Origin of the sequence: Bacillus cereus group sp. BfR-BA-01524 (assembly GCF_022662595.1) — a bacterium.
GTDB classification, from domain to species: Bacteria; Bacillota; Bacilli; order Bacillales; family Bacillaceae_G; genus Bacillus_A; species Bacillus_A thuringiensis_S.
Genome location: NZ_JAKUDW010000055.1, coordinates 14,128 through 34,955 on the forward strand (window position 1 = coordinate 14,128; position 20,828 = coordinate 34,955).

The following is a 20,828-nucleotide window of genomic DNA, read 5'->3' on the forward strand; positions in this document are numbered from 1 at the left end:
AAAAATCAGAACTTTCTAACTATCTTTTTTAATATTTTTAAATTATAATAAATAGTAGCAATCTATTCCAATTATCAGGGGGCTCATACATATGAAAGCTGCAGTAAAACATAACATCTCAGATTTTAAAGACTACTTAAAATCCAACGATATATACATGGAAGAAAATATAGATGAAAATGATGGCTCTGTTCATTTTTCAGTAGGATTAGAGACAGAAGCTGGCGCAAAAATTCAACTTATCGCTGCTTTCCAAAACGAACATCCTACGGTGGATATATACTGCTTCAATGTTGCTCACGTGCCTGATGCAACATCAACAAATGATATTTTACATGTCATTAATGAATTAAACACATCTTATCGCTTTGCAAAATTCACATTAAACAAGCAAAATGCAATTGATATTTCAGCATCTCTTGCATTCTCAGAGCCAAACTTTAATCCAGCACTTGTCTTTGAACATACGAGAATGCTATATAAATTAGCAAATGACGAATATAAAAACTTAATGAAAGTTATTTGGGCATAAAGTGAAACTATAATCCGTGGGGTTTACGGGCAATAAATAAAAGGATGGGCTGCAAGCAGCACCATCCTTTTATTTCGATATCATATCCATCCACATTTTAACAGCAGTTCCTACAATTAAAGTGGACAATACATATTGCAGTACTTTTTGATTTAGCCTCTTCCCGACTCGTGCTCCAAGTGGCGCAGCAAATATACTTGCAACCGCAATAATTAGAGCTGGAATGATAACTACTTGCCCAGTAATCACTTTTCCGGTAGTAATCCCTATTGAGGAAATAAACGTAATAGCGATAGATGTTGCGATCGTCATGCGCAGTGGTAATTTTAAAATAACTAGCATAATGGGAACTAAAAGGAACGAACCTCCAGCTCCTATAATGCCTGAAGCTCCCCCTACAACGAACGCTAACAAGCTTGCTAACCATTTATTATACTTCACATCTCCACTATTATTTTGTTTCGGTACAAACATCATAATAGCTGCAATTGTAGCTAATGCTGCATAAACAACATTGACTGTATGTTCCTCTAATATGTTAGCACCGAAACTCCCTATGAAGCTTCCTATTAATATACTAGCTCCCATATACATAACTAATGTTTTATTCATGTCATTACTTTTCCGGTATGCCCACGCGCCTGCAAAAGTTGCAAAGAATACTTGTACCGCTGTAATACCGCTCACTTCATGTGACGTATAGCCAGTAAATCCTAGCAATACTGGAATGTATAAGATCATCGGATAATTAATAATCGCGCCACCAATCCCAACCATTCCTGATATAAACGATCCTATAAACCCAATTATAAAAAGTAATACGACTAAGCTCATCTTACATCCCCCGCCTTCTAAAAAGAAGGTGATTTAAATGAATAAGTTTACATTCCCATCCGAAGCATCTGCTAAATATGCCCCTACACCTGCAAACTCTACCCCTTCCATAATCTCTTCCTCTTTTAACCCTAATAAATCTACTGTCATTTGACAAGCTACAAGTTTAATTCCTTGTTCTTTCGCCAAATCAATTAAATCTGGCAAAGGCATTGCGTTATGTTTTTTCATAATGCCTTTAATCATCTTCGGCCCCATGCCAGCAAAATTCATTTTGGATAATCCCATCTTATCAGCACCGCGTGGCATCATTTTTCCAAATACTTTTTCTATAAATGTTTTCTTTACATTCACATGTTCATCTTTCCTTAAAGCATTTAATCCCCAGAAAGTATGAAAAATAGTTACCTCTTGATCATACGCCGCTGCACCATTTGCAATAATATAAGCAGCCATTGCTTTATCGTAATCTCCGCTAAATAAAACGATTGTCGTTTTTTTCTGCTGTTCCATGTTGTTCCTCCTCTAAATTACCTATAGGGGTATTTAATTGTTTATAAAAAGGCTCAAATCTTTTATCTCTATGCTATATGACTTTACCTTCCCAAGCTAACATACCACCTACCATATTGATCGCTTGAAAACCGTAACCTTCTAAAAATTGAACGGCTCTTGCACTTCTCGCGCCAGAGCGACACACGATAATATATTCTTTCTTTTTATCCAACTCATGCATTCGAAACTCTAATAGCCTTAGCGGAATATTACATGCTTCTGGAATTCCCCCTTCAGCTACTTCTTCTACTTCACGGACATCTACGATATTTACTGCTTCTTTACTTAACAATTTTTCTTCTAATTCTTTTGCTGTCATTTCTTTCATTTTAAAGTCCTCCTCACAAACCATTCATACCACCTGAAACGTTTATTACTTGCTGAAACCCTAGTTTTTTCAACATCTTTGCAGCTTGCTTACTTCTCATTCCACTTTGGCAAATAACGATTACTTCCTTATTTTTATCTAACTGACTTGCTCTACTTGCTAACTCATTTAACGGGATATTCTGAAATCCTTTCATATGATTTCCTCTATATTCACCTACTGTACGGACATCAATAAAGTACTTCCCCTTTTTCCCCACTATACTTTTTAATTCTTTTCCATTTATATTTTGAACACCTTTCACTGGTAAAAAGCGCGAAATAACAAACCATGTAGCAAGTACAATGAAAAGCGTACTTAATATTGTGTTCATATAACCAACCTCTCTGCATTTATAACAATATTTTTTCCTACGCCTTCTTAATCCAAAACTTCAGCACATCAGCTTCTTCTACATGCTTTACGATTTCATGACCAGTTTTGTTTGCCCACGCTGGAATATCCTTAATTGACCCTTTATCCGTTACATGTACTTCTAACACTTCGCCCGATTGTAAAGTATCCATCGCTCTTTTCGTTCTTACAATCGGCATCGGACATGCTAAATCCTTCGCATCTAATACTTGTTTTATATTCATCATTAATTCCTCCAATTTGTTATTTTTATAATGACTCATGCACTGCACAACGATTTGGGCCAATCTCCATTTCACGCTCTTCTTCCACACTCGGATGAATTTTCCCCATATTCGTTTGACGAATTTCTTCATATGCATTTGGCTGAGGTGGTAAATTCTCTGTCACAGTTTTACGAAACTCCACTTCATCAGCAATATTTAATCCTACATTCTCTTTAAATAGATCTTGTAAGCTCGCACTCACAACGCCTCTTTCATCCATTTCACTTATTTTTGAATAATGAGCTGGTAAAACAATTAAATCTTGAGACAGTTCCTTATACAGTGTATATAACGTATTTCTTAAATCACTCACCCAATCTTCAGCCTTACCAGCAAGATCAGGACGCCCAATTGAATCTACAAATAAAATATCGCCTGATAATAAATAAGAATCATCTACAATGAATGACGTACTTCCAATCGTATGCCCTGGTGAGTATAATGCGTCAATTACAATTTTAGTACCCCCCACCGTAATAACAGATCCTTCAACAAGCGGTTCGTATGAGAAAACAACTTCCTCGGCATCTTTTGGCGGTAACCAATACGTACCACCTACCTTTTCAGCTAACTTACGTCCACCAGAAATATGGTCTGCATGTAAATGTGTATCCATTACATTCGTAATCGTAACGCCGTGCTCTTTCGCAAACTCTTCATATGCCTCGGCTGTCCTTACCGCATCAATAACTGCTGCTTCACCGTTTGAAACGACCATATAAGATAAACAGCCTTTTCCTAGGCGGTTAAACTGATACATACTTCCGCCATTTTTTAAATCTCCAACTTTTATAGGCTTTACATATTCACTCCAAGCTTTCATGCCACCAGCTAAATAATAAATATTTTGTAATCCAACCTCTATTAACTGCTCTGCCACAAATATAGAAGACCCTTCTTTTGCACATACTACTAAAACATCTTTATCTTTAGGTAATTCACTTACAATATGATCTACACCATCTAACAAATCAAAATAAGGTTTATTAATAGAAGAAACTTGCTTCCCTTCAATTTTCCAATCTTCATAATCCGCCTCATTACGAACATCTAAAATAAATAACTCTCCGAATAACACTTTCTCTGCCACATCTTTTGCTTGTAACTGTTTAACATCCATTTGATTACCCCCATAGGTATATTTTCATTCAAAAAAATTTACTTCTCTATATTCCCTTGCCACTCTAACATACCCGGAATGACATTTTTCACATTTAAATAACCTTTCTCATTCAACATTTGGCAAGCTACATCACTACGGTTACCAGCTCGACAAATAACATAAATTTGCTTCGTCTGATCTAACACTGCGCTGTCTAATTCACCTAATGGTACCGAAATGGCCGATGGAATATGACCAAAAGCAAACTCCGCTGCTTCGCGAACATCTAATACAATGCATTCTTCGCCAAGAGACAATATAGACTGTAATTCTGCATTCGTAATTGTATGTGGATATTTCACAACTTCATTCACTTCATGCTCGTTTGCTTTCCTAACATAATGCACCGATACATCACCCTCGTGTTTCGTCCCGATATATTGATGTCCTACTTTACCCGCCCAACTTTTTATATCTACCGTAGATCCTTTATCTGTTGCCTTAACTTCAATCACCTGCCCTGGTGCTAACCCTTCTATCGCCTTCTTCGTTTTCACAATAGGCATCGGACAAGCCAAACCTTTACAATCTAAACTCATATCCACTTTTATACTCATAATCGATTCCTCCACAATACATATACCTGTAGGGGTATATTAAAACGTTTTTGAAAATCTGTCAACACTTATGTTTGACAGATTATCGGCTTTTTACAAGTAATTGAACAGCTTCTTTAATTAACTCTTCATTTGAACCATTACCACTTTCAAACTGTTCACGCAAACATTGCTCTAAATTCGTTCCAACAACGAGCCCAATTGTACGATCAAGGGCAGAACGAGATGCCGTTAACTGTGTAATAACCTCTCGGCAATCTTTTCCTTCTTCCATCATACGAAGCACACCACGAACTTGACCTTCAATACGTTTCAATCTATTTTTCATATCTTGATTATATTCCACTATAGACCACCTCCGTAATCGTAACTATATTATACATTACTTTATAACTTTGTATAATATCATATACCCTTAAGGGTATATTGTAAAGGATTTACTTTTTTAAATTTTTTTCAACTACTTTACTTACCAATAAAAAACGAATCCAAATAGATTCGTTTTTTACAATGATATATTTATTACTCTCGATTCATCTCTGTCTTTAACTCTAACTATTTGCGTCTTACTATTCGGCAAAAATATAATATATTTTCCCTTCATTACATTACTCCAAATAACTTTTCCTTCTTCGTCTGTTTTCCCTATTGAGATCCCAATTTCTTTACTGGGCTCAGGTGATTCGTCTTTCATAAGTATAATTTCAAAATTTTTTATTGGCTGTTTTTCTTTATTTTTAACATAAAAAGATAAATACGGTGCTTGTCCTCCATTACGCCATGGAGTTGCAATAACATTTGTCGCCCATCTACCAATTTCTTTATTGTAAATACAATGTCCAGCTGTAAGTACTGTATCTTTACTAATTAGTGCTCCTGTACATCCATAAATTTCTCCACTATTATACTGAGTTGCTACATGGACTGTAGCGCTAATTCTATCATTAACCCGTATTCGATCATTTATTCCTATAAGAGAATAGGTAAGAATGTTGGATGAATAACTTAACTTACTATTTTCCAAATATGCTCCCCAATCTTCCCCACCATGTTTTCGCCCTTCAAATGAGGGCGAAACAAGATCTTCTCCCCTTCGATCATTACTATACAATAATTGTTCTTGAAACAGTTCACGTTCTCCCTCATTTGAAACCGATGTCCACGGTACATCTTCTGCATAGACCTTTTGATTCACCAAAACTATAAAGAGCCAACATATATCTTATAGAAATAAAGCTATACAACATAACTTACCTCCTATACAAGTGATAGCAAACAATTGAGGATCCCTTTATAAATTCTAGTTTTTCTTTTTCCAGAAGTCAACGTAATTAATAATGATAATCATTATTAATTACGTTGACTTAACAAACTCAAACAATTATTTATATTCTTTACCTTAAGTAAAAAATATAAATAAATTTTTCAAATAAAAAGAACGGACACAGTATCCTATGTCCATTCTTCTCCTCACACATACTTCCGATGCACCATCTTCCCATCATAAGAAAACACAACGCCCTTACTCTCCACAATCGACTCCATATGCACAGTTCTTCCCCATAGTTGATGAAGATATGGTAATACCTTTTCTAAGTATTTTAAATCGAGCTCGATTCCTTCGTAACTATGTTTAATGTATAATTCTCCGTTCTTTAAGTAGTCTCCATCTTCTACTACTAAGTACGGGAACCCACCATTTGTCCGCATATTTACGAGTTGATCACGCACATTTTCCCATTCTTTATCTATTACTTTATATTCTTTTCCTTGGCGCTGGAATAAGTACATATCTTCTCGCATGACGAGTTCTTTATTTAAGTAGTTTCTTAGGAACGATACGTCCCATTCAATTTCGCGTACTTCAAACATTTTTTCACGACCAGAACCTGGTTTGACGCCGCGTCGCTTCATTTCTTCAGTCGGATTGTTGTACCGTTCTTCAATATCTTCAAACATTTTAATACCGAGGTAGTATGGATTAATGCTTGTTTTTGATGGCTGTACAACACCTGCATTTAATTTCGCAAATTCAATTGCTTCATCAGATGTTAAGTCCATTTCACGAAGTATGCGTTGATGCCAGTAGGACGCCCAGCCTTCGTTCATGATTTTCGTTTCAAGCTGCGGCCAGAAATATAACATTTCTTCACGCATCATCGTTAATATGTCTCGCTGCCAATCTTCTAGCTCACGGCTATATTCTTCAATAAAGAGGAGTAAATCCTTCTCTGGTTGCGGTGGAATCTTCTTCTTTTTGCGTATATTGGATCGTTCTCTCTTTTTATTTCGATCATCTAAATTCCATAGATCATCGTATTGTGATGCCTTTTTCTTTTCTACTTCTTCTTCTAAATCATCAATACTCCAAGCAAGTTTCGGACGCATGAGCGACGGGTCAATATGCTCTTGAATGGCAAGTACGGCATCTAAAAATGTTTCGACTTCTGCCTTTCCGTACTTATGCTCATATGCTTTCACTCGATCAGCCGTTGCCGCCATACTCTCCACCATATCTCGTTTCGTATTAGAGAAGCGAATATTATTTTTAAAGAAGTCACAGTGTGCTAAAACGTGCGCTACAATTAATTTATTTTGAATTAACGAGTTCGTATCTAATAAAAAGGCATAACATGGATCAGAGTTAATAACGAGTTCGTATATTTTACTAAGACCTAAATCGTATTGTAACTTCATTCTGAAAAACTGTTTTCCAAAACTCCAATGTGAAAACCGCGTCGGCATCCCATATGCACCAAATGTATAAATAATTTCTGCTGGACATATTTCATAACGCATCGGATAAAAATCAAGCCCAAATCCAGTCGCAATTTCCGTAATTTCCGCAATCGCATATTGCAGTGCTTTATCGTCACTTGCTCTCATTATTTTCCCTCCTTACACTTTCCCTTAAGAAAGTGTATGATTGGAAACAAGCTTTCATGAGGATTGATTGCATAATAAAAAGACATCCTCATAAAAACGAGAATGTCTTATCTATTAACCTTCAATAATCTCCATCTTCTCCGTAATCGGTGTACGAGCTTTTCCTTCTGGCGCTTTATCGAAATAGCCAAGGTGAATAATTCCAACGATGCGTTGACCTCTTGTTAAACCAAGTCCTTCTATAAATAATGGATTATAGTTTAATCCGCCTGATTTCCAAACAGTACCTAATCCACGTTCCCAAGCAAGAAGTTGGAAGTTTTGCATAAATGCACATGTTGCAGCGTAATCTTCGTCACGTTGAATTTGACGTGGGTCTTCATTTATATATACGACGATTTGTGCAGGTGTACTTAAGAAACGATCAGATAAAATTTTACCGCGTTTCGCTCTTTCTTCTTCTGTGAAAGAGTTTAATACTGCGTCTACTAATTTCTGACGGCCTTCTCCAATATATAATTTACAATTCCATGGTTCACGGTTTTTATGATTTGGCGCCCATGTTGCATCGTTTAATAGTTCAATTAATAAATCTTTTTCTACTGCTTTGTCTGTAAATGTACGAACAGAGCGCCTTTCTTTAATCACATTAGCGATGGAAGTATATGTAGTCATATTTATCTCTCCCTTATTTTTATCTATATGTATAAGTTTATCGTCAGTATTGATATTGATTTTCAATTTCGATTATACCTTAGTTTTTTACTATTAATCAATGTTTTATGTTGGAAAACTTCTAAAAACGTCATTCCATGCTGTGAATAAAAAAACTTAACTTGTTCACAAGTATTTAACATTTTATGGAAATGATATGTGTACAGTTTTCCACACTATCCAACTAGGAGGAGTTTACATGTACAAAAAAATCGCGGTAAGTATGACTATGGCAGCATTATTATGCGGGATATCCACCGTCCCTACATCCGCTGCCACACCAAAAGAAGTAACAATGCATCACCATAAACCAATTTCAGAAGAAGAAATGCAGTCGCTAGAAAAACTCGGCTATAACAAACATGAAATTTGGAAAGCTGCTCATATTGCAAAAATTGGTAATAAAGAAATAAAAGACGTTTTAGCTTACTATAAGCAAAATAAATCTTGGGAGAAAACAGCCGAGCATTTCGGTGTAGATCCAAGTAAGCTGAAAAAGCATCATATGAATAAAGAAACAAAACAAGCACTACTACAACAGTTAGCAACTATGCAAAAATCCACACCGGATCAGCTCAAGCAAAAAATGAAAGAATATAACATCAAATTGCGTCATCTTGCTGTGTTAACAATCATTTCTCAAAAAAGTAATACCCCTCTTGATGATGTATTAAAAATGAAAAAAGATGGAATGGACATTAAACAAATTGCCGAAAAATTAAATGTAAAAAGAGAAGATATACGGGCGGAAATGATGAAATTAGTGAAGTTAATTAAAAAAAAGAAAACAAATTAACTCGCCAAAAAGGAAGAGGTATTCACTACTCTTCCTTTTCTTTATGAACTTTCAATTTTTAAGTATAAATTCCCGTCTTTCCCAAAAACTAACACAAGTAAATGATATATGTTAGGGGGTGCAAAAATGTTTCGTTTAACATCAAAACAGAAAAAACAAACCGTCTGTTCTGTTCCAGAGTTTATCCATACTATGAAAGAATCAAGTGACTTTTCTTCTTATAACATTATAGAAGATGGCACATTATGTTTGCTTTATTATAAATCGACAGTAGAATCACTTATTATTAAACGATTCATTTTAGCACCTATAAAAGATAAATTGGACGAGATTCAACATATTGATGATATCTTAAATATTGTATCTATTGAAGACATCATCATCTCTCCTTCTATTGATGATATTCGTGAAAAATTATTAGGTGGCTACGTATTATTACAGCTGAAAAAAGGTTCAGAGCAAGAAGCCTATGCACTTCTACGCGCTGAAAGTACAGTTTTAGGAACTCGTTTAGTAAATGACACGGAAAATGAATATAGTGTTATTGGCCCTAAAGTTGGTTTTGTTGAAAATGTTGATATAAATATACATTTATTACGCCGAAATATCGTAACCGAGCAATTAATCTTCAAAGAAGTTAGCGTTGGTTCTATGTCAAAAACCAAAATCGTAGTTGCTTACATCGAAGGAATTACAAATGAACAGCATATTAACACCGCAATGCAACGGCTACAAGATATTGATTTTGATTACCCTTTCGATGCAACTATGATTGAACAGTTTATTAGTGATAATAGTAACTCTCCCTTCCCTGTTTTACTCCCTACAGAGCGTTTAGATCGCTCCGTTTATGCATTACTTAATGGAGGGGTTGTCATTTTAACCGACGGTTCACCATATGCATTAGCTGGACCAGCAACATTACTCGATTTCTTCGTCTCTCCAGAAGATTATTATTTACCATGGATAGCTGGCTCATTTCTTAGATTAGTTCGCTTTTTCGGAGCAGCATTCTCATTATTTTCATCAGCTATTTATACAGCTGTATTAACGTATCACTATCAAATGATTCCGGCTGATTTACTTGGTCCTATTATTTATTCTAGGGCTAACGTACCATTTCCACCTGTTTTGGAAGCACTTTTTTTAGAAATTACAATCGAATTACTGCGCGAAGCTGGGGCTCGTTTACCAACTAAAGTCGGCCAAACAATTGGTATTGTTGGGGGGATTGTCATTGGCCAGGCATCTGTTGAGGCTGCTTTAACAAGTACCATTTTATTAATTGCGGTTGCGTTGTCTGCACTAGCTTCTTTTACAACACCAACAGTAAAAATGTCTTCTACTATCCGGATATTACGATTCCCTCTCATCATTTTAGCTGGAGCATTTGGTGGTGTAGGTCTTATCGTCGGATTTGTATTCATATTGGCTCATTTAATTCGCTTAAAATCACTTGGATCACCTTATTTATTACCTTTATATCCATTTCGCGGATTAGGTACAGCTGAAGGACTTCTTCGCCTTCCATTTAGTCAAACTGCAGGACGAGCTTCTTTTCTAAGACCGAAAAAGAAATGGCGCTATGATCCAAACAAGGCGAAAGAAAAACGCGATGGTGAGGAAAAATGAAAAATATTTTATTATGCTTTTTCATTATCATTTTAATTTTCCAATCTGGTTGTGCAGAAGCAAATATAGTCGATACACAGCGAATAATTCACGTAGGTGGATTCGATATAATGAAAGATAAAAAATTTCGCGGGACAATTTTATATCCAGATTACACAAAAGGAGTACAATCTAAACCAGAAACTCAATCAACTCATGCAGGTACAATTGAAACAATATCTTCCCTTCTAAACGCCAAATCGCCACATACAATCGCTGTAGGTCAAATGCGTGTGGTCCTATTTGGAAAGGCATTTGGTGAACGTGGAATTGGAGATGTTATTAACAATTTACAACGTGATCCTAACATTGGCCGAGATGTGCAACTAGCACTTGTGGATGGTTCGGCAGAAGAATTACTTAAACATGTCAAAACGAACGGATCGCTATATCTATCTGAATTACTGGAACAAAACATAAAAAACGAGACAATCCCTCGGACAGCTTTAAATATTTTTTTATATAACTTCTATTCATCTGGATACGATCCATTTCTGCCTTACATTCAATTATCAGAAGACAAATCTGCTTCCATTAAAGGGCTCGCATTTTTAAAAAAGCATAAAGTGGTTATGTATACAGATAAGAAAAGGTCTTTTTTATTTAAATTACTCATTAATCCAACTAAAAATGGGCGTTACGAAGTTCCGATACGTCAAGGTAAACATAAAGGCTTAATCGCGACCCAAAACTTATCTGGAAATAGTGTTTGTTCCCTTTCCGACGCCGGTGACATTCCGAAAGTTTACATTCACCTGAATTTAAATGGACTAATAAAAAATGCTCCCAGTTGGCTTGATTTATCAAAGAGCGAAAATGTAACTTACGTAAAAAGACATGTAGAAAAAACACTTGAGAAAGATTTAAACGAATTAATACAAACATTCCAAGAAAAAAAAATCGATCCAATTGGGATACGTGAAGAAATTCGTAGTCACTCAAGAAAATGGGGCATGAAACAAATTCAGGACATGTATCCTAACGTAGACGTTGCTGTCAACGTAAAGATTAATGTCGTACAATCTGGTATCGGAGAATAGTGAGGTGCTATCATGACTGGACAAGATAAAACACATACAGTTTCCCCGTATTTCACATTCCTTCTATTACACTCTCTTCAAATTGGAGTCGGTGTACTAGGATACCAAAGGATTATTGCGCAATTTGCCGGTTATGATGCTTGGATTTCTCTTATTATCGCTGGTATTGCAACTCATATCGTGTTATTTTGTATGCTGAAAATGTTAGAAAAAGATAATGATTTAATGAATATCCATACGACATGTTTCGGAAAGTGGATTGGAACATTTTTTTCAGTATGCTTTGCCGCATACCTTCTATTATTTTGCCTTACTGTTCTTCGTACATATATTGAAGTTATTCAAGTTTGGGTCTTTCCTACAATTAAACCGTGGAAATTGACTTTACTATTTTTACTTGTAGCTTATTACATAATTAGAGGCGGCTTCCGTTCTGTAACAGGAATATGTTTTTGGGGCGTTATCATACCGATTTTCGTCCTATTTTTCTTAGTTTTCCCAATGAAATATGCACATGTACGTAACATTTTCCCAATTCTAACTCATTCACCTTTAGACATTTTAACTGCAGCGAAAGCATCTGCATTAGAATTTCTTGGATTTGAAGCAATTCTTGTTTTTTATCCATTTATTAAAAAAGGACAATCATTAAATAAATGGGCGCATGGTGGTATTGCCTTTACAACGATTCTATACGTAATACTGGCCATCGTTTCCCTCATGTACTATAGCCAAGGGCAACTACATCATACAATTTGGCCAACATTAACGATGCTAAAAATTATAAAGGTTCCTTTCATCCAAAGGTTTGAGTACATCATTATTTTCATATGGTATCTTATTATTTTACCTAATCTTTGTTTAACCATTTGGTCTTCTTGTTGCATTAGTAAAAGATCTTTTCACATACCGTTTAAAATCACACTTCCATTTTTTATCGCAGCTATTTTTATTTCATCCTTATTTTTCACAAACCGTGAAAGTATCAACACATTAAATACCGTACTATCTCAAGCGGGTTTATATATTGTATACGCTTATATCCCACTTTTATTTCTATTCCATTCGCTAAGATGGCGCTTCAAAAATCAGTCGAAAAAATCTTCAACCGATACACCGTAATCTCTGATACAATTTGATTAATACATTTGTAAAGGGGACAAGCGAATGAAAAAGTATGTATTTTCTTTACTTGCAATACTAAGCTTAATTCTTGCTGGATGCGGAAGTACTGGTACAAATGACCAAAAATCTTCTGAATCAAAAAAAGAAGAACATGACCATGCATCGCATACTCAGCAAGCTGACATTCAAGAGAAAACAAAAGGAGTCGACACACTTCCGACCTTCCTAGATAAGCTTGATCCACAAATGAAAGATATCTACACCGTCGCTGGACAAAATGCAGAACTATTAGATTGGATTCCATGCTATTGTGGTTGCGGTGAAAGTGTAGGACATAAAAATAATAAAAACTGCTTTATTCGTGAAATTAAAAAGAATGGTGAAGTTGTTTGGGATTCCCATGCAACGACTTGCGTCAATTGCCTAGAAATCGCAGTTGAATCTGCTTCCATGAAACAAAAAGGAAAATCAACGCTTGAAATTCGTAACTATATCGATAATAAATACAAAGAAGGCTATGGCAAACCAACACCTACACCAATGCCAAAAGCTTAAAAAACGAGGAAACTCCTCGTTTTTTCTTTTCATTCACTTTTTTTCTTAACAAATTCTTTCAAGTGTATTTCTCCTTACTTATCACACACTATATATAACTCTCGGTAAGGAGGGTACACAGTGCAAACATATAATGACTATGATAAAGCTCTCTATTACACGTATTGCTGTAACTGGGATAAATTGATCGTTCTCATGGTTCAAACGAACGATCAATTATTTTCTAAGCGTATTGAGCATTTTTTACACGCTTATCAATACAGTAAAGAACTACCAGAAGTTGATAAACAATTGCAGCTCCTATTTCAATATATTGACCATGCATCCCAAAAGTCGCATGTAGAAGAAGTAGAACAAATTCAAATGTAAACTATAGCGCTATTCTCTTCCGGAGAATGGCGCTTTTTTAAAATATTTATATCAATAAAAGTTTCTCCTTATAAAACTTTTATTGATAAACATATTTTTTCTTTCTTTTCCATACCACTTCATACTATAATTTAGTATGTAACTATTATAAGAGAGGTATAAAATATGGGACGAGAAAAAAAGCAAGAATATGCTTTACTTACCGCATGGGGAGCTTCTTTTATCGCTACACTAGGAAGTCTGTACTTTTCCGAAATCATGAAATTTGAGCCTTGTGTTCTTTGTTGGTATCAACGTATTTTTATGTATCCATTCGTTTTATGGCTCGGTATCGCTGTAGCAAAGAAAGACTATCGCATCGCAAATTATTCTTTACCGATCGCAACTATTGGCGCTTGTATTTCTTTATATCACTATGCAATTCAAAAAGTCGCAGCATTTTCAGCTGCTGGGGCAGCTTGTGGACGTGTACCATGTACGGGAGAATACATAAACTGGTTCGGCTTTGTGACAATCCCGTTTTTAGCACTTATCGGCTTTATTACAATCGCTGTTTGTAGCTTTATTGTCATCAAAAACAAATAAGGAGATGAAAGAATGAAAAAGATGCTTATATTTGGTGGTATTATTATCGCCTTGTTTGCGGCAATTTTCGCTGTAACACAAATGGAAGAAAAAAAAGCTTCAACTAGCCAAAAAATTGATAATGCTACTGGTAGTCAAACAGATGGTCCTGACTACTACACAAATAAAATCTCTCTTTCAGATCTTCAAAAGAATTTAAAAGAGAAAAAAGAAGAAACAGTATACTTTTATCAAACATCTTGCGTTCATTGCCAAAAATTATCTCCTGTCGTAGTGCCAATGGCTAAAGACTTGAACGTTGATATGAAAGTTATGGATATTGAAAAATTAGATGCTCCTTGGGATGAATATAAAATTCAAGGTACACCAACAATCATTCATTTTAAAGATGGCAAAGAAGTGAGCCGTATTAGTGGCGAACAGCCGAAAGACAAATTAAAAGAATGGCTTGAGCAAACGAAAAAGTAATAAGAAAAGGAAACTCCTTCTACACATGAAATGGGCGTAAAATCCCACACTAATGTATAAGGAGGGGGTTTTATGCCAGAAGTAAGATGTTCTGTTTCCAACTGTTCTTTTTGGGGACAAGGTAACTTTTGTCAAGCAAGTGCGATCATCGTTCAGCCTGATGCAGATGAAACTGGTCAAACTGAAAATGATTCATATACAGCTACTGTTTTAACAAACGAGACGCTAGAAAGTTCTGTAGCAACGAGTGTAGAGACTTGTTGTCATACATTTAAGCCTAAATATTAAACAAAAAAAGCATACGATTCATCGTATGCTTTTTTATATCCCCCTCCAAAAATCATGCATAATAAAAAAGTACAAAATAACGAGAACTACCGTTCCGCATAAGGTAATGCGCCGATATATACTCTTCTCTCCTTCCCTCGCTTTCACAAACGCCCAAATAAATCCAAAGAACAATATTAAATCAACATATGGAACATAAAAAGAAAAGACGAGAAACGCATATAAATACACGATAAATAAACAGGTCGTTACTAAGAAAACTTTAAACGCAAATTCACTTTTCATAATATAACCGCCCCCTATCTGTACTGTATTATATTCAGCAAAATACAATAGTTGCAGTTAAACTCCAAGTATAAATAAGCTACCGTCTATAATACGGTAGCCGTTACGGAACATTGTATTTCCGTTTATATATATTACTTAAAATCGAAGAAGGAATTTGCTCGTAACGAATTTTCTCTCCTGTTTCATCTATAATATATGAATTGTTTCCTATATAATATATTCCATCTTTTCGTTTTGAGTACACTGGATATCTTTCATTTGGCAATACCGTTTTCACTTTCGTTAACTGTCCATTTGGCTCTTGCCAATATATATCCGCGCGGTCTACTAACGTAAGTACTCCAATTTGTTCTTCTTCTATTTTTCGACCATTCCAGCTCACAACGCGATAACCAAGCTTATTCGCTTCATATTCGGGGCTCGTATGAAAACGAGAAATGATTACTTTTGTTTGTAATTGTACTCGGTCATATAACCATTGTATATCCCTGTCATGCATGCGAATACAGCCATTTGATTCCCTACTTCCAATCGTCCATTCCCGGTTCGTCCCATGAATCGCATATTCATTCTTATCTAGCCCAAGCCATCTCGTACCGAGAGGGTTATTCGGTGCACCCCCAGCTATTTTTTTTCGATGGTATTCTTTATTTTTAAATTTCGTTATAATACAAAAATTACCCTCAGGCGTAGGTGTACGATCTCTTCCAGTCGTTACTGGAAATGTTTTTGTGTAATTTCCATTCTCAAAAAAAGACAACTGGTTTGTCGTAAGATTAACTAGTATTAAATGATCTGTATCAGCAAAAGCACTAACCGGTAGGAAGAAAAATAATAGTAAGACGAAACATACCCTTTTCACCTATATCCCCCCTAGCGCTCACCATAATAATTGTAATTAGCTTTACTTTGCTCTTATAAATGAAAACTATCCATTTACAATAACGCCCCCATTTACATGTATCATTTGTCCAGTAACATAAGAAGAATCATCAGACGCTAAATATACGTATGCCGGCGCTAACTCATATGGTTGACCAGGCCTTTGCATCGGGACATTGCTCCCAAACTGAGCGACTTTCTTCTCATCAAAGCTCGATGGAATAAGCGGTGTCCAAATCGGTCCTGGTGCAACACCATTTACACGAATCCCTTTTTGCACTAATGATTGAGAAAGTGATCTTGTAAAAGCTACGATTGCTCCTTTCGTTGCGGAATAATCAATTAACGTTTCATTCCCTTCATATGCAACGATAGATGCCGTATTTATAATGACATCTCCTTTCTTCAAATGAGAAAGTGCTGCTTTCGTAACGTGAAAATAAGAAAAAATATTAATACGAAATGTTTTTTCTAACTGTTCTGCTGTAATATACTCTAGCCCTTGCTGCGGATATTGCTGTGCAACGTTATTTACTAAAATATTTAAACTACCTAACTGCCGAGCGGTCTCTTCCACAATATCTTTACAATGCTGTTCATTACTCAAATCCCCTGGCAACAATACACACTTTACTCCTTCTTTTTCAACACGTTGTTTCGTCTCATTTGCATCTTTTTCCTCATCTAAATAAGCAATCGCAACATTTGCTCCCTCTTTTGCAAAAGCGATGGAAACCGCTCGTCCAATTCCGCTATCTCCTCCTGTAATTAACACATTCTTTCCTTTTAACTTTTCACTTCCTTTATAATTTAGATCTTCAAACTGCGGAAGGGGGCTCATTAATGATTCAACACCCGGCTGCTTATTTTGATGTTGCGCAGGCATTGTTATAAACTTCTTTTGCTGTGGCATAGCTGCTTTCAACTCCTTTTCCTTATCATGTGCACAATAAAAAACTGAAATTCACACATCAAGTTACGATTAATATTCGAATTTAAGACACAAAATATGAATTGTTATAAACTTTTTATGCAAAACTATTGCAAAATAGTTAAAAAACGAATATTATATATAACTGTTGTGAAAATTATTCGTAAACAGAAAGGATGTTTATATGTTTAACCTTTCAAAACATAAAACTTCTATTAAAACTGAAATTATGGCAGGTATTATTACCTTCTTAACAATGGCATATATCATTGTCGTAAACCCTGTTATCCTTGGGGATGCAGGTGTTCCATTTGAACAAGCATTTACAGCAACAATTATTGCTGCTGTTGTCGGAACATTATTTATGGCAATCTTTACAAACTTACCAATCGCAATCGCGCCAGGTATGGGATTAAATGCTTACTTCTCTTACTCTGTTGTAAAAGCGCATGAAGGCATGACTTTCGCAATTGCATTCTCTGCTGTATTCGTAGCAGGTATGATTTTAATTTTGCTATCATTTACATCTTTCCGTACAAAATTAATGGAAGCAATTCCTGAAAACTTAAAACATGCAATTACTGCTGGTATCGGTCTTTTCATCGCCTTTATCGGTTTACGTTTAACAGGTATCGTTACAAAAAATAATGCAAACTTAGTTGGACTTGGTGATCTTCATTCTGCTCCAGTTCTACTAGCATTAGCTGGACTTGGAATCACTATTGTTCTTATGTCTTTAAATGTAAATGGCGCACTATTTATCGGTATGCTATTAACTGGTATTATCGCTTTCTTCACAGGACAATTAACATTCTCAAACGGTGTTACATCAATGCCTGGATTACCAGAAGGAATTATCGTTTCAAATCCAATTACTGCTGTATCTGATGTAATTAACTACGGATTGTACGGCGTTGTATTTTCATTCTTCCTTGTTACATTATTTGATACAACAGGTACATTACTTGGGGTAGCTCAACAAGGTGGATTTATGAAAGACGGAAAACTCCCAAAAGCTGGACGAGCTCTTCTATCTGACTCATTCTCAGCAACAATCGGTTCTATGTTCGGAACAACACCATCAACAGCTTACATTGAATCATCTGCTGGTGTTGCAGCTGGTGGTCGTACTGGTTTAACAACTGTTACAGTAGCTGTTCTATTCGCACTAGCAGCATTCTTCGGACCATTAGTAAGTGCTGTTTCTGGTGTATCAGCTATTACTGCACCATCATTAATTATCGTTGGTAGTCTTATGATGGGTTCAGTTCGCCACATCGATTGGGACGCATTTGATGAAGCATTCCCAGCATTTTTAGTAATCTTAAGCATGCCACTTACATCAAGTATCGCAACAGGTATCGCTCTTGGATTTATTTCATACCCACTTATGAAAGTGGCGAAAGGTAAATTCCGTGCTGTTCACCCACTTGTATATGTATTTGGAATTTTGTTTGCTTATCAATTGATATTCTTACCACATTAAAAAAGTAGAGCATCGAAATCCGATGCTCTACTTTTCTTTTATAACAATCATTCAAACTATAAAGGCACCTCCAAAATATGAAGGAGCTTATAACCTTTTAATACTTCTCTTCTACCTGTAATTCTTTACTATACTTTTGAATGAACACTGATGAAATAACCATTACTATGCCCACACTAAAACCAATAAGTTGATCTAATAATATTTCATCATGAATAAACCAGCGAAGTAAAAATACACCACCAAAAATAAGCATCATGATAAATCCAGTATGTCCAAGTCCTTTATATACATTTTCCATATGTATCACCTCTCTACATACTTTCATCCATATTATACCATAACCTAAAAGCGTGTATAACCAACATTCGGTATTGAAACCAATAATAAAAAAGACTGCAGAGAACTCCATCTCCACAGCCTAATTATTATTTTTGTAAGAACGCCTGCAAATCTGCAAACTGTCTCTTTGCATCTTCATAGCCTTGCTCGTATAAATTTTGTAGTTTTGCTGTATCTTTTTCCATACGATCTACTTGAAGCGGCACTTCTGGGCGAATAACAAATAAATTACCAGCTTGCTCTTCTTTTTCAATATAGTGAAGTGTTTCATTATACACTTCATAACGATTCAACATCGTGTTAACAAGATTCGGATATTTTTTATAAGCTTTTCCTGCAATCCATCCGAATTTTGATTTTTTCTTCGCGTAACCATGATTTCTCGTTAAAATAACGACTGATTTTTTAAATCCATCTTCCTGTGCTTTACGAACTGGAATTGGATCAGAAATCCCGCCATCTAATAACTGCTTACCACGATAATTTACTACTGGTGCAATGAAAGGCAATGAACTAGACGCTTGTAATAAATTTAGTGCATCATCATTCGTTCCTTCTTTCTCAAAATAAACAGACTGTCCTGTTTCACAATCCGTCGTTCCTACAAGGAAACGTTCTGGGCTATTAAAGTATGTTTCAAAATCAAACGGAACATGCTTTTCTGGAATTTCATGAAAAATGAAATCCATATCAAATAGCTGACGTTTTCTCCATAAGTTTTTATACGACAAATATTTCGGATGTGATGCATAATCAATATTGACCGTTTTATTTCTATTTCTTTGTCTGGAAAGATACGACGCTGCATGACAAGCACCAGCTGATACACCGATTACATATGGAAAATATAAATCTTGTTCCATAAAGTATTCTAATATCCCACCCGTATATACACCACGCATACCGCCGCCTTCTAATACTAACCCCGTATTTTCAAGCATGTTACTCTCTCCTCTATATATATTGACTCTTTAATTATTCACCATGTTAAGTATCTTTTTCTATTATATATGAGTTCTTTCAGAAATTATATTTAAAAGACTTGAGAAAAAGGAGTTTTTTCTTCCAATTATATTTCCAAATGATCGGAGACATCCTTTATAAACCTTTGAATAAAGTCTTGTTCTTCTTTCGTATATCCATCTAAAAGTAACAACCACTTTTCTTCAGCTTGCTTATGCAATTTTTCATGAGCTATATATATTTCATTTCCACTTTCCGTTAAACGGAAGAATATTTCCTTCTGATTATCTAACATTTGCATCTTCTCAACGAATTGCTTTTGAAACAACTTCGTACAAATTTTAGAGATTGCTCCCTTCGTCATGCCCATTTCTGTCGTAATTGCCGTTACATTCATCAAACCATTTTTTCCGATACATTCGATTACATGTAACTCAGATAAAGACATACTACTTACAGCTGTCTCATAAAGAAACTTCTCGTTTTGTCTTTTTAAATGTTCTTCTTTTTTATGCAAAAGTGTACGAATGTCCGACAGTATTTCCATTTGCTTCGTTGCATGCTTCAATCCGTTCGCCTCCTAAGTTTCCAAAGAAACAATTTAACTATATACCATTTTAAAAAATTTTTTTCATCTTTACAAGTGAGAAAATCATGTTAAAATAAATTTAGTTTCCAAGGAAACCAAAAATACAAGGAGGTTAACAAGATGAAAAAATCTAAACTAACTTTCATTTTATATGTTGTCTGTATTAGTGCCTTACTCGGTTCCTTCACTCAAAATATTTACA

General features: G+C 35.4%; 28 protein-coding genes. 11 read left to right on the top strand and 17 right to left on the bottom strand.

The genetic code is table 11. The annotated features are described in order from the left end of the window. Positions 1–91 precede the first annotated feature (91 nt). Positions 92–532, top strand: coding sequence for a hypothetical protein (locus MR170_RS19215; RefSeq protein WP_000642361.1), 441 nt, complete (start codon positions 92–94; stop codon positions 530–532). A gap of 69 nt (positions 533–601) precedes the next feature. On the opposite strand, the gene MR170_RS19220 is transcribed toward MR170_RS19215, so the two are convergent. The 11 genes from MR170_RS19220 to MR170_RS19270 form a co-directional block, all read right to left on the bottom strand. Further along, complete coding sequence (locus MR170_RS19220) at positions 602–1,366, bottom strand: sulfite exporter TauE/SafE family protein (protein ID WP_242308944.1); 765 nt, start codon at positions 1,364–1,366, stop codon at positions 602–604. Positions 1,367–1,399: 33 nt separating this feature from the next. Next, positions 1,400–1,879 carry a DsrE/DsrF/DrsH-like family protein gene (locus MR170_RS19225; protein WP_000437741.1) on the bottom strand — a complete coding sequence of 160 codons (480 nt, stop codon included), beginning with the start codon at positions 1,877–1,879 and terminating at the stop codon, positions 1,400–1,402. A 73-nt stretch (positions 1,880–1,952) separates the two neighbouring features. Beyond that, positions 1,953–2,249 carry a rhodanese-like domain-containing protein gene (locus MR170_RS19230; protein ID WP_242308945.1) on the bottom strand — a complete coding sequence of 99 codons (297 nt, stop codon included), beginning with the start codon at positions 2,247–2,249 and terminating at the stop codon, positions 1,953–1,955. A 13-nt stretch (positions 2,250–2,262) separates the two neighbouring features. Then, a complete protein-coding gene (locus MR170_RS19235; RefSeq protein ID WP_016082763.1) occupies positions 2,263–2,622 on the bottom strand; it encodes a rhodanese-like domain-containing protein in 360 nt (119 codons plus the stop codon). A gap of 37 nt (positions 2,623–2,659) precedes the next feature. Then, complete coding sequence (locus MR170_RS19240; RefSeq protein ID WP_029441679.1) at positions 2,660–2,890, bottom strand: sulfurtransferase TusA family protein; 231 nt, start codon at positions 2,888–2,890, stop codon at positions 2,660–2,662. Between the two features lie 22 nt (positions 2,891–2,912). Then, the gene (locus tag MR170_RS19245) at positions 2,913–4,049 is read right to left on the bottom strand and encodes an MBL fold metallo-hydrolase (RefSeq protein WP_043936769.1); all 1,137 of its coding nucleotides are present in this window, start codon (positions 4,047–4,049) and stop codon (positions 2,913–2,915) included. A gap of 38 nt (positions 4,050–4,087) precedes the next feature. Continuing rightward, positions 4,088–4,648 (bottom strand): sulfurtransferase TusA family protein, encoded by a 561-nt coding sequence (locus MR170_RS19250; protein WP_242308946.1) that lies wholly within the window; start codon positions 4,646–4,648, stop codon positions 4,088–4,090. 82 nt (positions 4,649–4,730) lie between these two features. Continuing rightward, positions 4,731–4,994: a metal-sensitive transcriptional regulator gene (locus tag MR170_RS19255; protein WP_000456206.1), complete on the bottom strand. Its 264-nt coding sequence runs from the start codon at positions 4,992–4,994 to the stop codon at positions 4,731–4,733. 159 nt (positions 4,995–5,153) lie between these two features. Next, complete coding sequence (locus MR170_RS19260; RefSeq protein ID WP_242308960.1) at positions 5,154–5,843, bottom strand: DUF2606 family protein; 690 nt, start codon at positions 5,841–5,843, stop codon at positions 5,154–5,156. A 275-nt stretch (positions 5,844–6,118) separates the two neighbouring features. Then, positions 6,119–7,534: a stage V sporulation protein SpoVR gene (gene spoVR / locus MR170_RS19265; RefSeq protein ID WP_242308947.1), complete on the bottom strand. Its 1,416-nt coding sequence runs from the start codon at positions 7,532–7,534 to the stop codon at positions 6,119–6,121. Between the two features lie 114 nt (positions 7,535–7,648). Further along, the gene (locus MR170_RS19270; protein WP_242308948.1) at positions 7,649–8,209 is read right to left on the bottom strand and encodes a nitroreductase family protein; all 561 of its coding nucleotides are present in this window, start codon (positions 8,207–8,209) and stop codon (positions 7,649–7,651) included. 238 nt (positions 8,210–8,447) lie between these two features. Here MR170_RS19270 and MR170_RS19275 point away from each other — a divergent pair, with 238 nt between their 5' ends. The 9 genes from MR170_RS19275 to MR170_RS19315 all read left to right on the top strand — a co-directional run bounded on the left by MR170_RS19275 (position 8,448) and on the right by MR170_RS19315 (position 15,145). After that, positions 8,448–9,044 (top strand): hypothetical protein, encoded by a 597-nt coding sequence (locus MR170_RS19275; RefSeq protein ID WP_242308949.1) that lies wholly within the window; start codon positions 8,448–8,450, stop codon positions 9,042–9,044. Between the two features lie 126 nt (positions 9,045–9,170). After that, entirely contained in the window at positions 9,171–10,676 is a 1,506-nt protein-coding gene (gene gerYA, locus MR170_RS19280; RefSeq protein WP_242308951.1) for a spore germination protein GerYA, read from the top strand. Beyond that, a complete protein-coding gene (gene gerYC, locus MR170_RS19285; RefSeq protein ID WP_242308952.1) occupies positions 10,673–11,755 on the top strand; it encodes a spore germination protein GerYC in 1,083 nt (360 codons plus the stop codon). Before gerYA ends, gerYC begins: the two co-directional genes overlap by 4 nt. A gap of 12 nt (positions 11,756–11,767) precedes the next feature. After that, positions 11,768–12,877, top strand: a complete 1,110-nt coding sequence (locus MR170_RS19290; protein WP_242308953.1) for a GerAB/ArcD/ProY family transporter — start codon at positions 11,768–11,770, stop codon at positions 12,875–12,877. A gap of 45 nt (positions 12,878–12,922) precedes the next feature. Continuing rightward, positions 12,923–13,435: a PCYCGC domain-containing protein gene (locus MR170_RS19295; protein ID WP_242308954.1), complete on the top strand. Its 513-nt coding sequence runs from the start codon at positions 12,923–12,925 to the stop codon at positions 13,433–13,435. 120 nt (positions 13,436–13,555) lie between these two features. Continuing rightward, a complete protein-coding gene (locus MR170_RS19300; RefSeq protein ID WP_050001252.1) occupies positions 13,556–13,804 on the top strand; it encodes a YhdB family protein in 249 nt (82 codons plus the stop codon). Positions 13,805–13,969: 165 nt separating this feature from the next. Further along, positions 13,970–14,389 carry a disulfide formation protein C gene (locus MR170_RS19305; protein ID WP_000532261.1) on the top strand — a complete coding sequence of 140 codons (420 nt, stop codon included), beginning with the start codon at positions 13,970–13,972 and terminating at the stop codon, positions 14,387–14,389. A 12-nt stretch (positions 14,390–14,401) separates the two neighbouring features. Continuing rightward, the gene (locus MR170_RS19310; RefSeq protein WP_016082775.1) at positions 14,402–14,857 is read left to right on the top strand and encodes a thioredoxin family protein; all 456 of its coding nucleotides are present in this window, start codon (positions 14,402–14,404) and stop codon (positions 14,855–14,857) included. A 72-nt stretch (positions 14,858–14,929) separates the two neighbouring features. Next, entirely contained in the window at positions 14,930–15,145 is a 216-nt protein-coding gene (locus MR170_RS19315) for a DUF1540 domain-containing protein (RefSeq protein WP_001115484.1), read from the top strand. Between the two features lie 33 nt (positions 15,146–15,178). Here the strand turns inward: MR170_RS19315 and MR170_RS19320 are convergent, their stop codons facing one another. The 3 genes from MR170_RS19320 to MR170_RS19330 all read right to left on the bottom strand — a co-directional run bounded on the left by MR170_RS19320 (position 15,179) and on the right by MR170_RS19330 (position 17,228). Further along, positions 15,179–15,430, bottom strand: coding sequence for a hypothetical protein (locus tag MR170_RS19320; protein WP_016082777.1), 252 nt, complete (start codon positions 15,428–15,430; stop codon positions 15,179–15,181). A gap of 103 nt (positions 15,431–15,533) precedes the next feature. Next, positions 15,534–16,295, bottom strand: a complete 762-nt coding sequence (locus MR170_RS19325; RefSeq protein WP_000831959.1) for a L,D-transpeptidase — start codon at positions 16,293–16,295, stop codon at positions 15,534–15,536. A gap of 66 nt (positions 16,296–16,361) precedes the next feature. After that, complete coding sequence (locus tag MR170_RS19330) at positions 16,362–17,228, bottom strand: SDR family oxidoreductase (RefSeq protein WP_242308955.1); 867 nt, start codon at positions 17,226–17,228, stop codon at positions 16,362–16,364. Positions 17,229–17,430: 202 nt separating this feature from the next. Here MR170_RS19330 and MR170_RS19335 point away from each other — a divergent pair, with 202 nt between their 5' ends. After that, positions 17,431–18,732 (top strand): NCS2 family permease, encoded by a 1,302-nt coding sequence (locus MR170_RS19335; protein WP_242308956.1) that lies wholly within the window; start codon positions 17,431–17,433, stop codon positions 18,730–18,732. Positions 18,733–18,829: 97 nt separating this feature from the next. Here the strand turns inward: MR170_RS19335 and MR170_RS19340 are convergent, their stop codons facing one another. From MR170_RS19340 to MR170_RS19350, 3 genes are all read right to left on the bottom strand, one after another. Further along, complete coding sequence (locus tag MR170_RS19340) at positions 18,830–19,033, bottom strand: hypothetical protein (RefSeq protein WP_090978450.1); 204 nt, start codon at positions 19,031–19,033, stop codon at positions 18,830–18,832. Positions 19,034–19,160: 127 nt separating this feature from the next. Further along, positions 19,161–20,015, bottom strand: a complete 855-nt coding sequence (locus MR170_RS19345; protein WP_000892676.1) for a patatin-like phospholipase family protein — start codon at positions 20,013–20,015, stop codon at positions 19,161–19,163. Between the two features lie 128 nt (positions 20,016–20,143). After that, positions 20,144–20,605 carry a MarR family transcriptional regulator gene (locus tag MR170_RS19350; RefSeq protein ID WP_242308957.1) on the bottom strand — a complete coding sequence of 154 codons (462 nt, stop codon included), beginning with the start codon at positions 20,603–20,605 and terminating at the stop codon, positions 20,144–20,146. Positions 20,606–20,828: the final 223 nt, after the last annotated feature.

Coding starts and splice junctions, on each gene's coding strand:
- MR170_RS19215 (WP_000642361.1), top strand. CDS start 92: ATGAAAGCTGCAGTAAAACATAACATCTCAGATTTTAAAGACTACTTA.
- MR170_RS19220 (WP_242308944.1), bottom strand. CDS start 1,366: ATGAGCTTAGTCGTATTACTTTTTATAATTGGGTTTATAGGATCGTTT.
- MR170_RS19225 (WP_000437741.1), bottom strand. CDS start 1,879: ATGGAACAGCAGAAAAAAACGACAATCGTTTTATTTAGCGGAGATTAC.
- MR170_RS19230 (WP_242308945.1), bottom strand. CDS start 2,249: ATGAAAGAAATGACAGCAAAAGAATTAGAAGAAAAATTGTTAAGTAAA.
- MR170_RS19235 (WP_016082763.1), bottom strand. CDS start 2,622: ATGAACACAATATTAAGTACGCTTTTCATTGTACTTGCTACATGGTTT.
- MR170_RS19240 (WP_029441679.1), bottom strand. CDS start 2,890: ATGATGAATATAAAACAAGTATTAGATGCGAAGGATTTAGCATGTCCG.
- MR170_RS19245 (WP_043936769.1), bottom strand. CDS start 4,049: ATGGATGTTAAACAGTTACAAGCAAAAGATGTGGCAGAGAAAGTGTTA.
- MR170_RS19250 (WP_242308946.1), bottom strand. CDS start 4,648: ATGAGTATAAAAGTGGATATGAGTTTAGATTGTAAAGGTTTGGCTTGT.
- spoVR (WP_242308947.1), bottom strand. CDS start 7,534: ATGAGAGCAAGTGACGATAAAGCACTGCAATATGCGATTGCGGAAATT.
- MR170_RS19270 (WP_242308948.1), bottom strand. CDS start 8,209: ATGACTACATATACTTCCATCGCTAATGTGATTAAAGAAAGGCGCTCT.
- MR170_RS19275 (WP_242308949.1), top strand. CDS start 8,448: ATGTACAAAAAAATCGCGGTAAGTATGACTATGGCAGCATTATTATGC.
- gerYA (WP_242308951.1), top strand. CDS start 9,171: ATGTTTCGTTTAACATCAAAACAGAAAAAACAAACCGTCTGTTCTGTT.
- gerYC (WP_242308952.1), top strand. CDS start 10,673: ATGAAAAATATTTTATTATGCTTTTTCATTATCATTTTAATTTTCCAA.
- MR170_RS19290 (WP_242308953.1), top strand. CDS start 11,768: ATGACTGGACAAGATAAAACACATACAGTTTCCCCGTATTTCACATTC.
- MR170_RS19295 (WP_242308954.1), top strand. CDS start 12,923: ATGAAAAAGTATGTATTTTCTTTACTTGCAATACTAAGCTTAATTCTT.
- MR170_RS19305 (WP_000532261.1), top strand. CDS start 13,970: ATGGGACGAGAAAAAAAGCAAGAATATGCTTTACTTACCGCATGGGGA.
- MR170_RS19310 (WP_016082775.1), top strand. CDS start 14,402: ATGAAAAAGATGCTTATATTTGGTGGTATTATTATCGCCTTGTTTGCG.
- MR170_RS19315 (WP_001115484.1), top strand. CDS start 14,930: ATGCCAGAAGTAAGATGTTCTGTTTCCAACTGTTCTTTTTGGGGACAA.
- MR170_RS19320 (WP_016082777.1), bottom strand. CDS start 15,430: ATGAAAAGTGAATTTGCGTTTAAAGTTTTCTTAGTAACGACCTGTTTA.
- MR170_RS19330 (WP_242308955.1), bottom strand. CDS start 17,228: ATGCCACAGCAAAAGAAGTTTATAACAATGCCTGCGCAACATCAAAAT.
- MR170_RS19335 (WP_242308956.1), top strand. CDS start 17,431: ATGTTTAACCTTTCAAAACATAAAACTTCTATTAAAACTGAAATTATG.
- MR170_RS19340 (WP_090978450.1), bottom strand. CDS start 19,033: ATGGAAAATGTATATAAAGGACTTGGACATACTGGATTTATCATGATG.
- MR170_RS19345 (WP_000892676.1), bottom strand. CDS start 20,015: ATGCTTGAAAATACGGGGTTAGTATTAGAAGGCGGCGGTATGCGTGGT.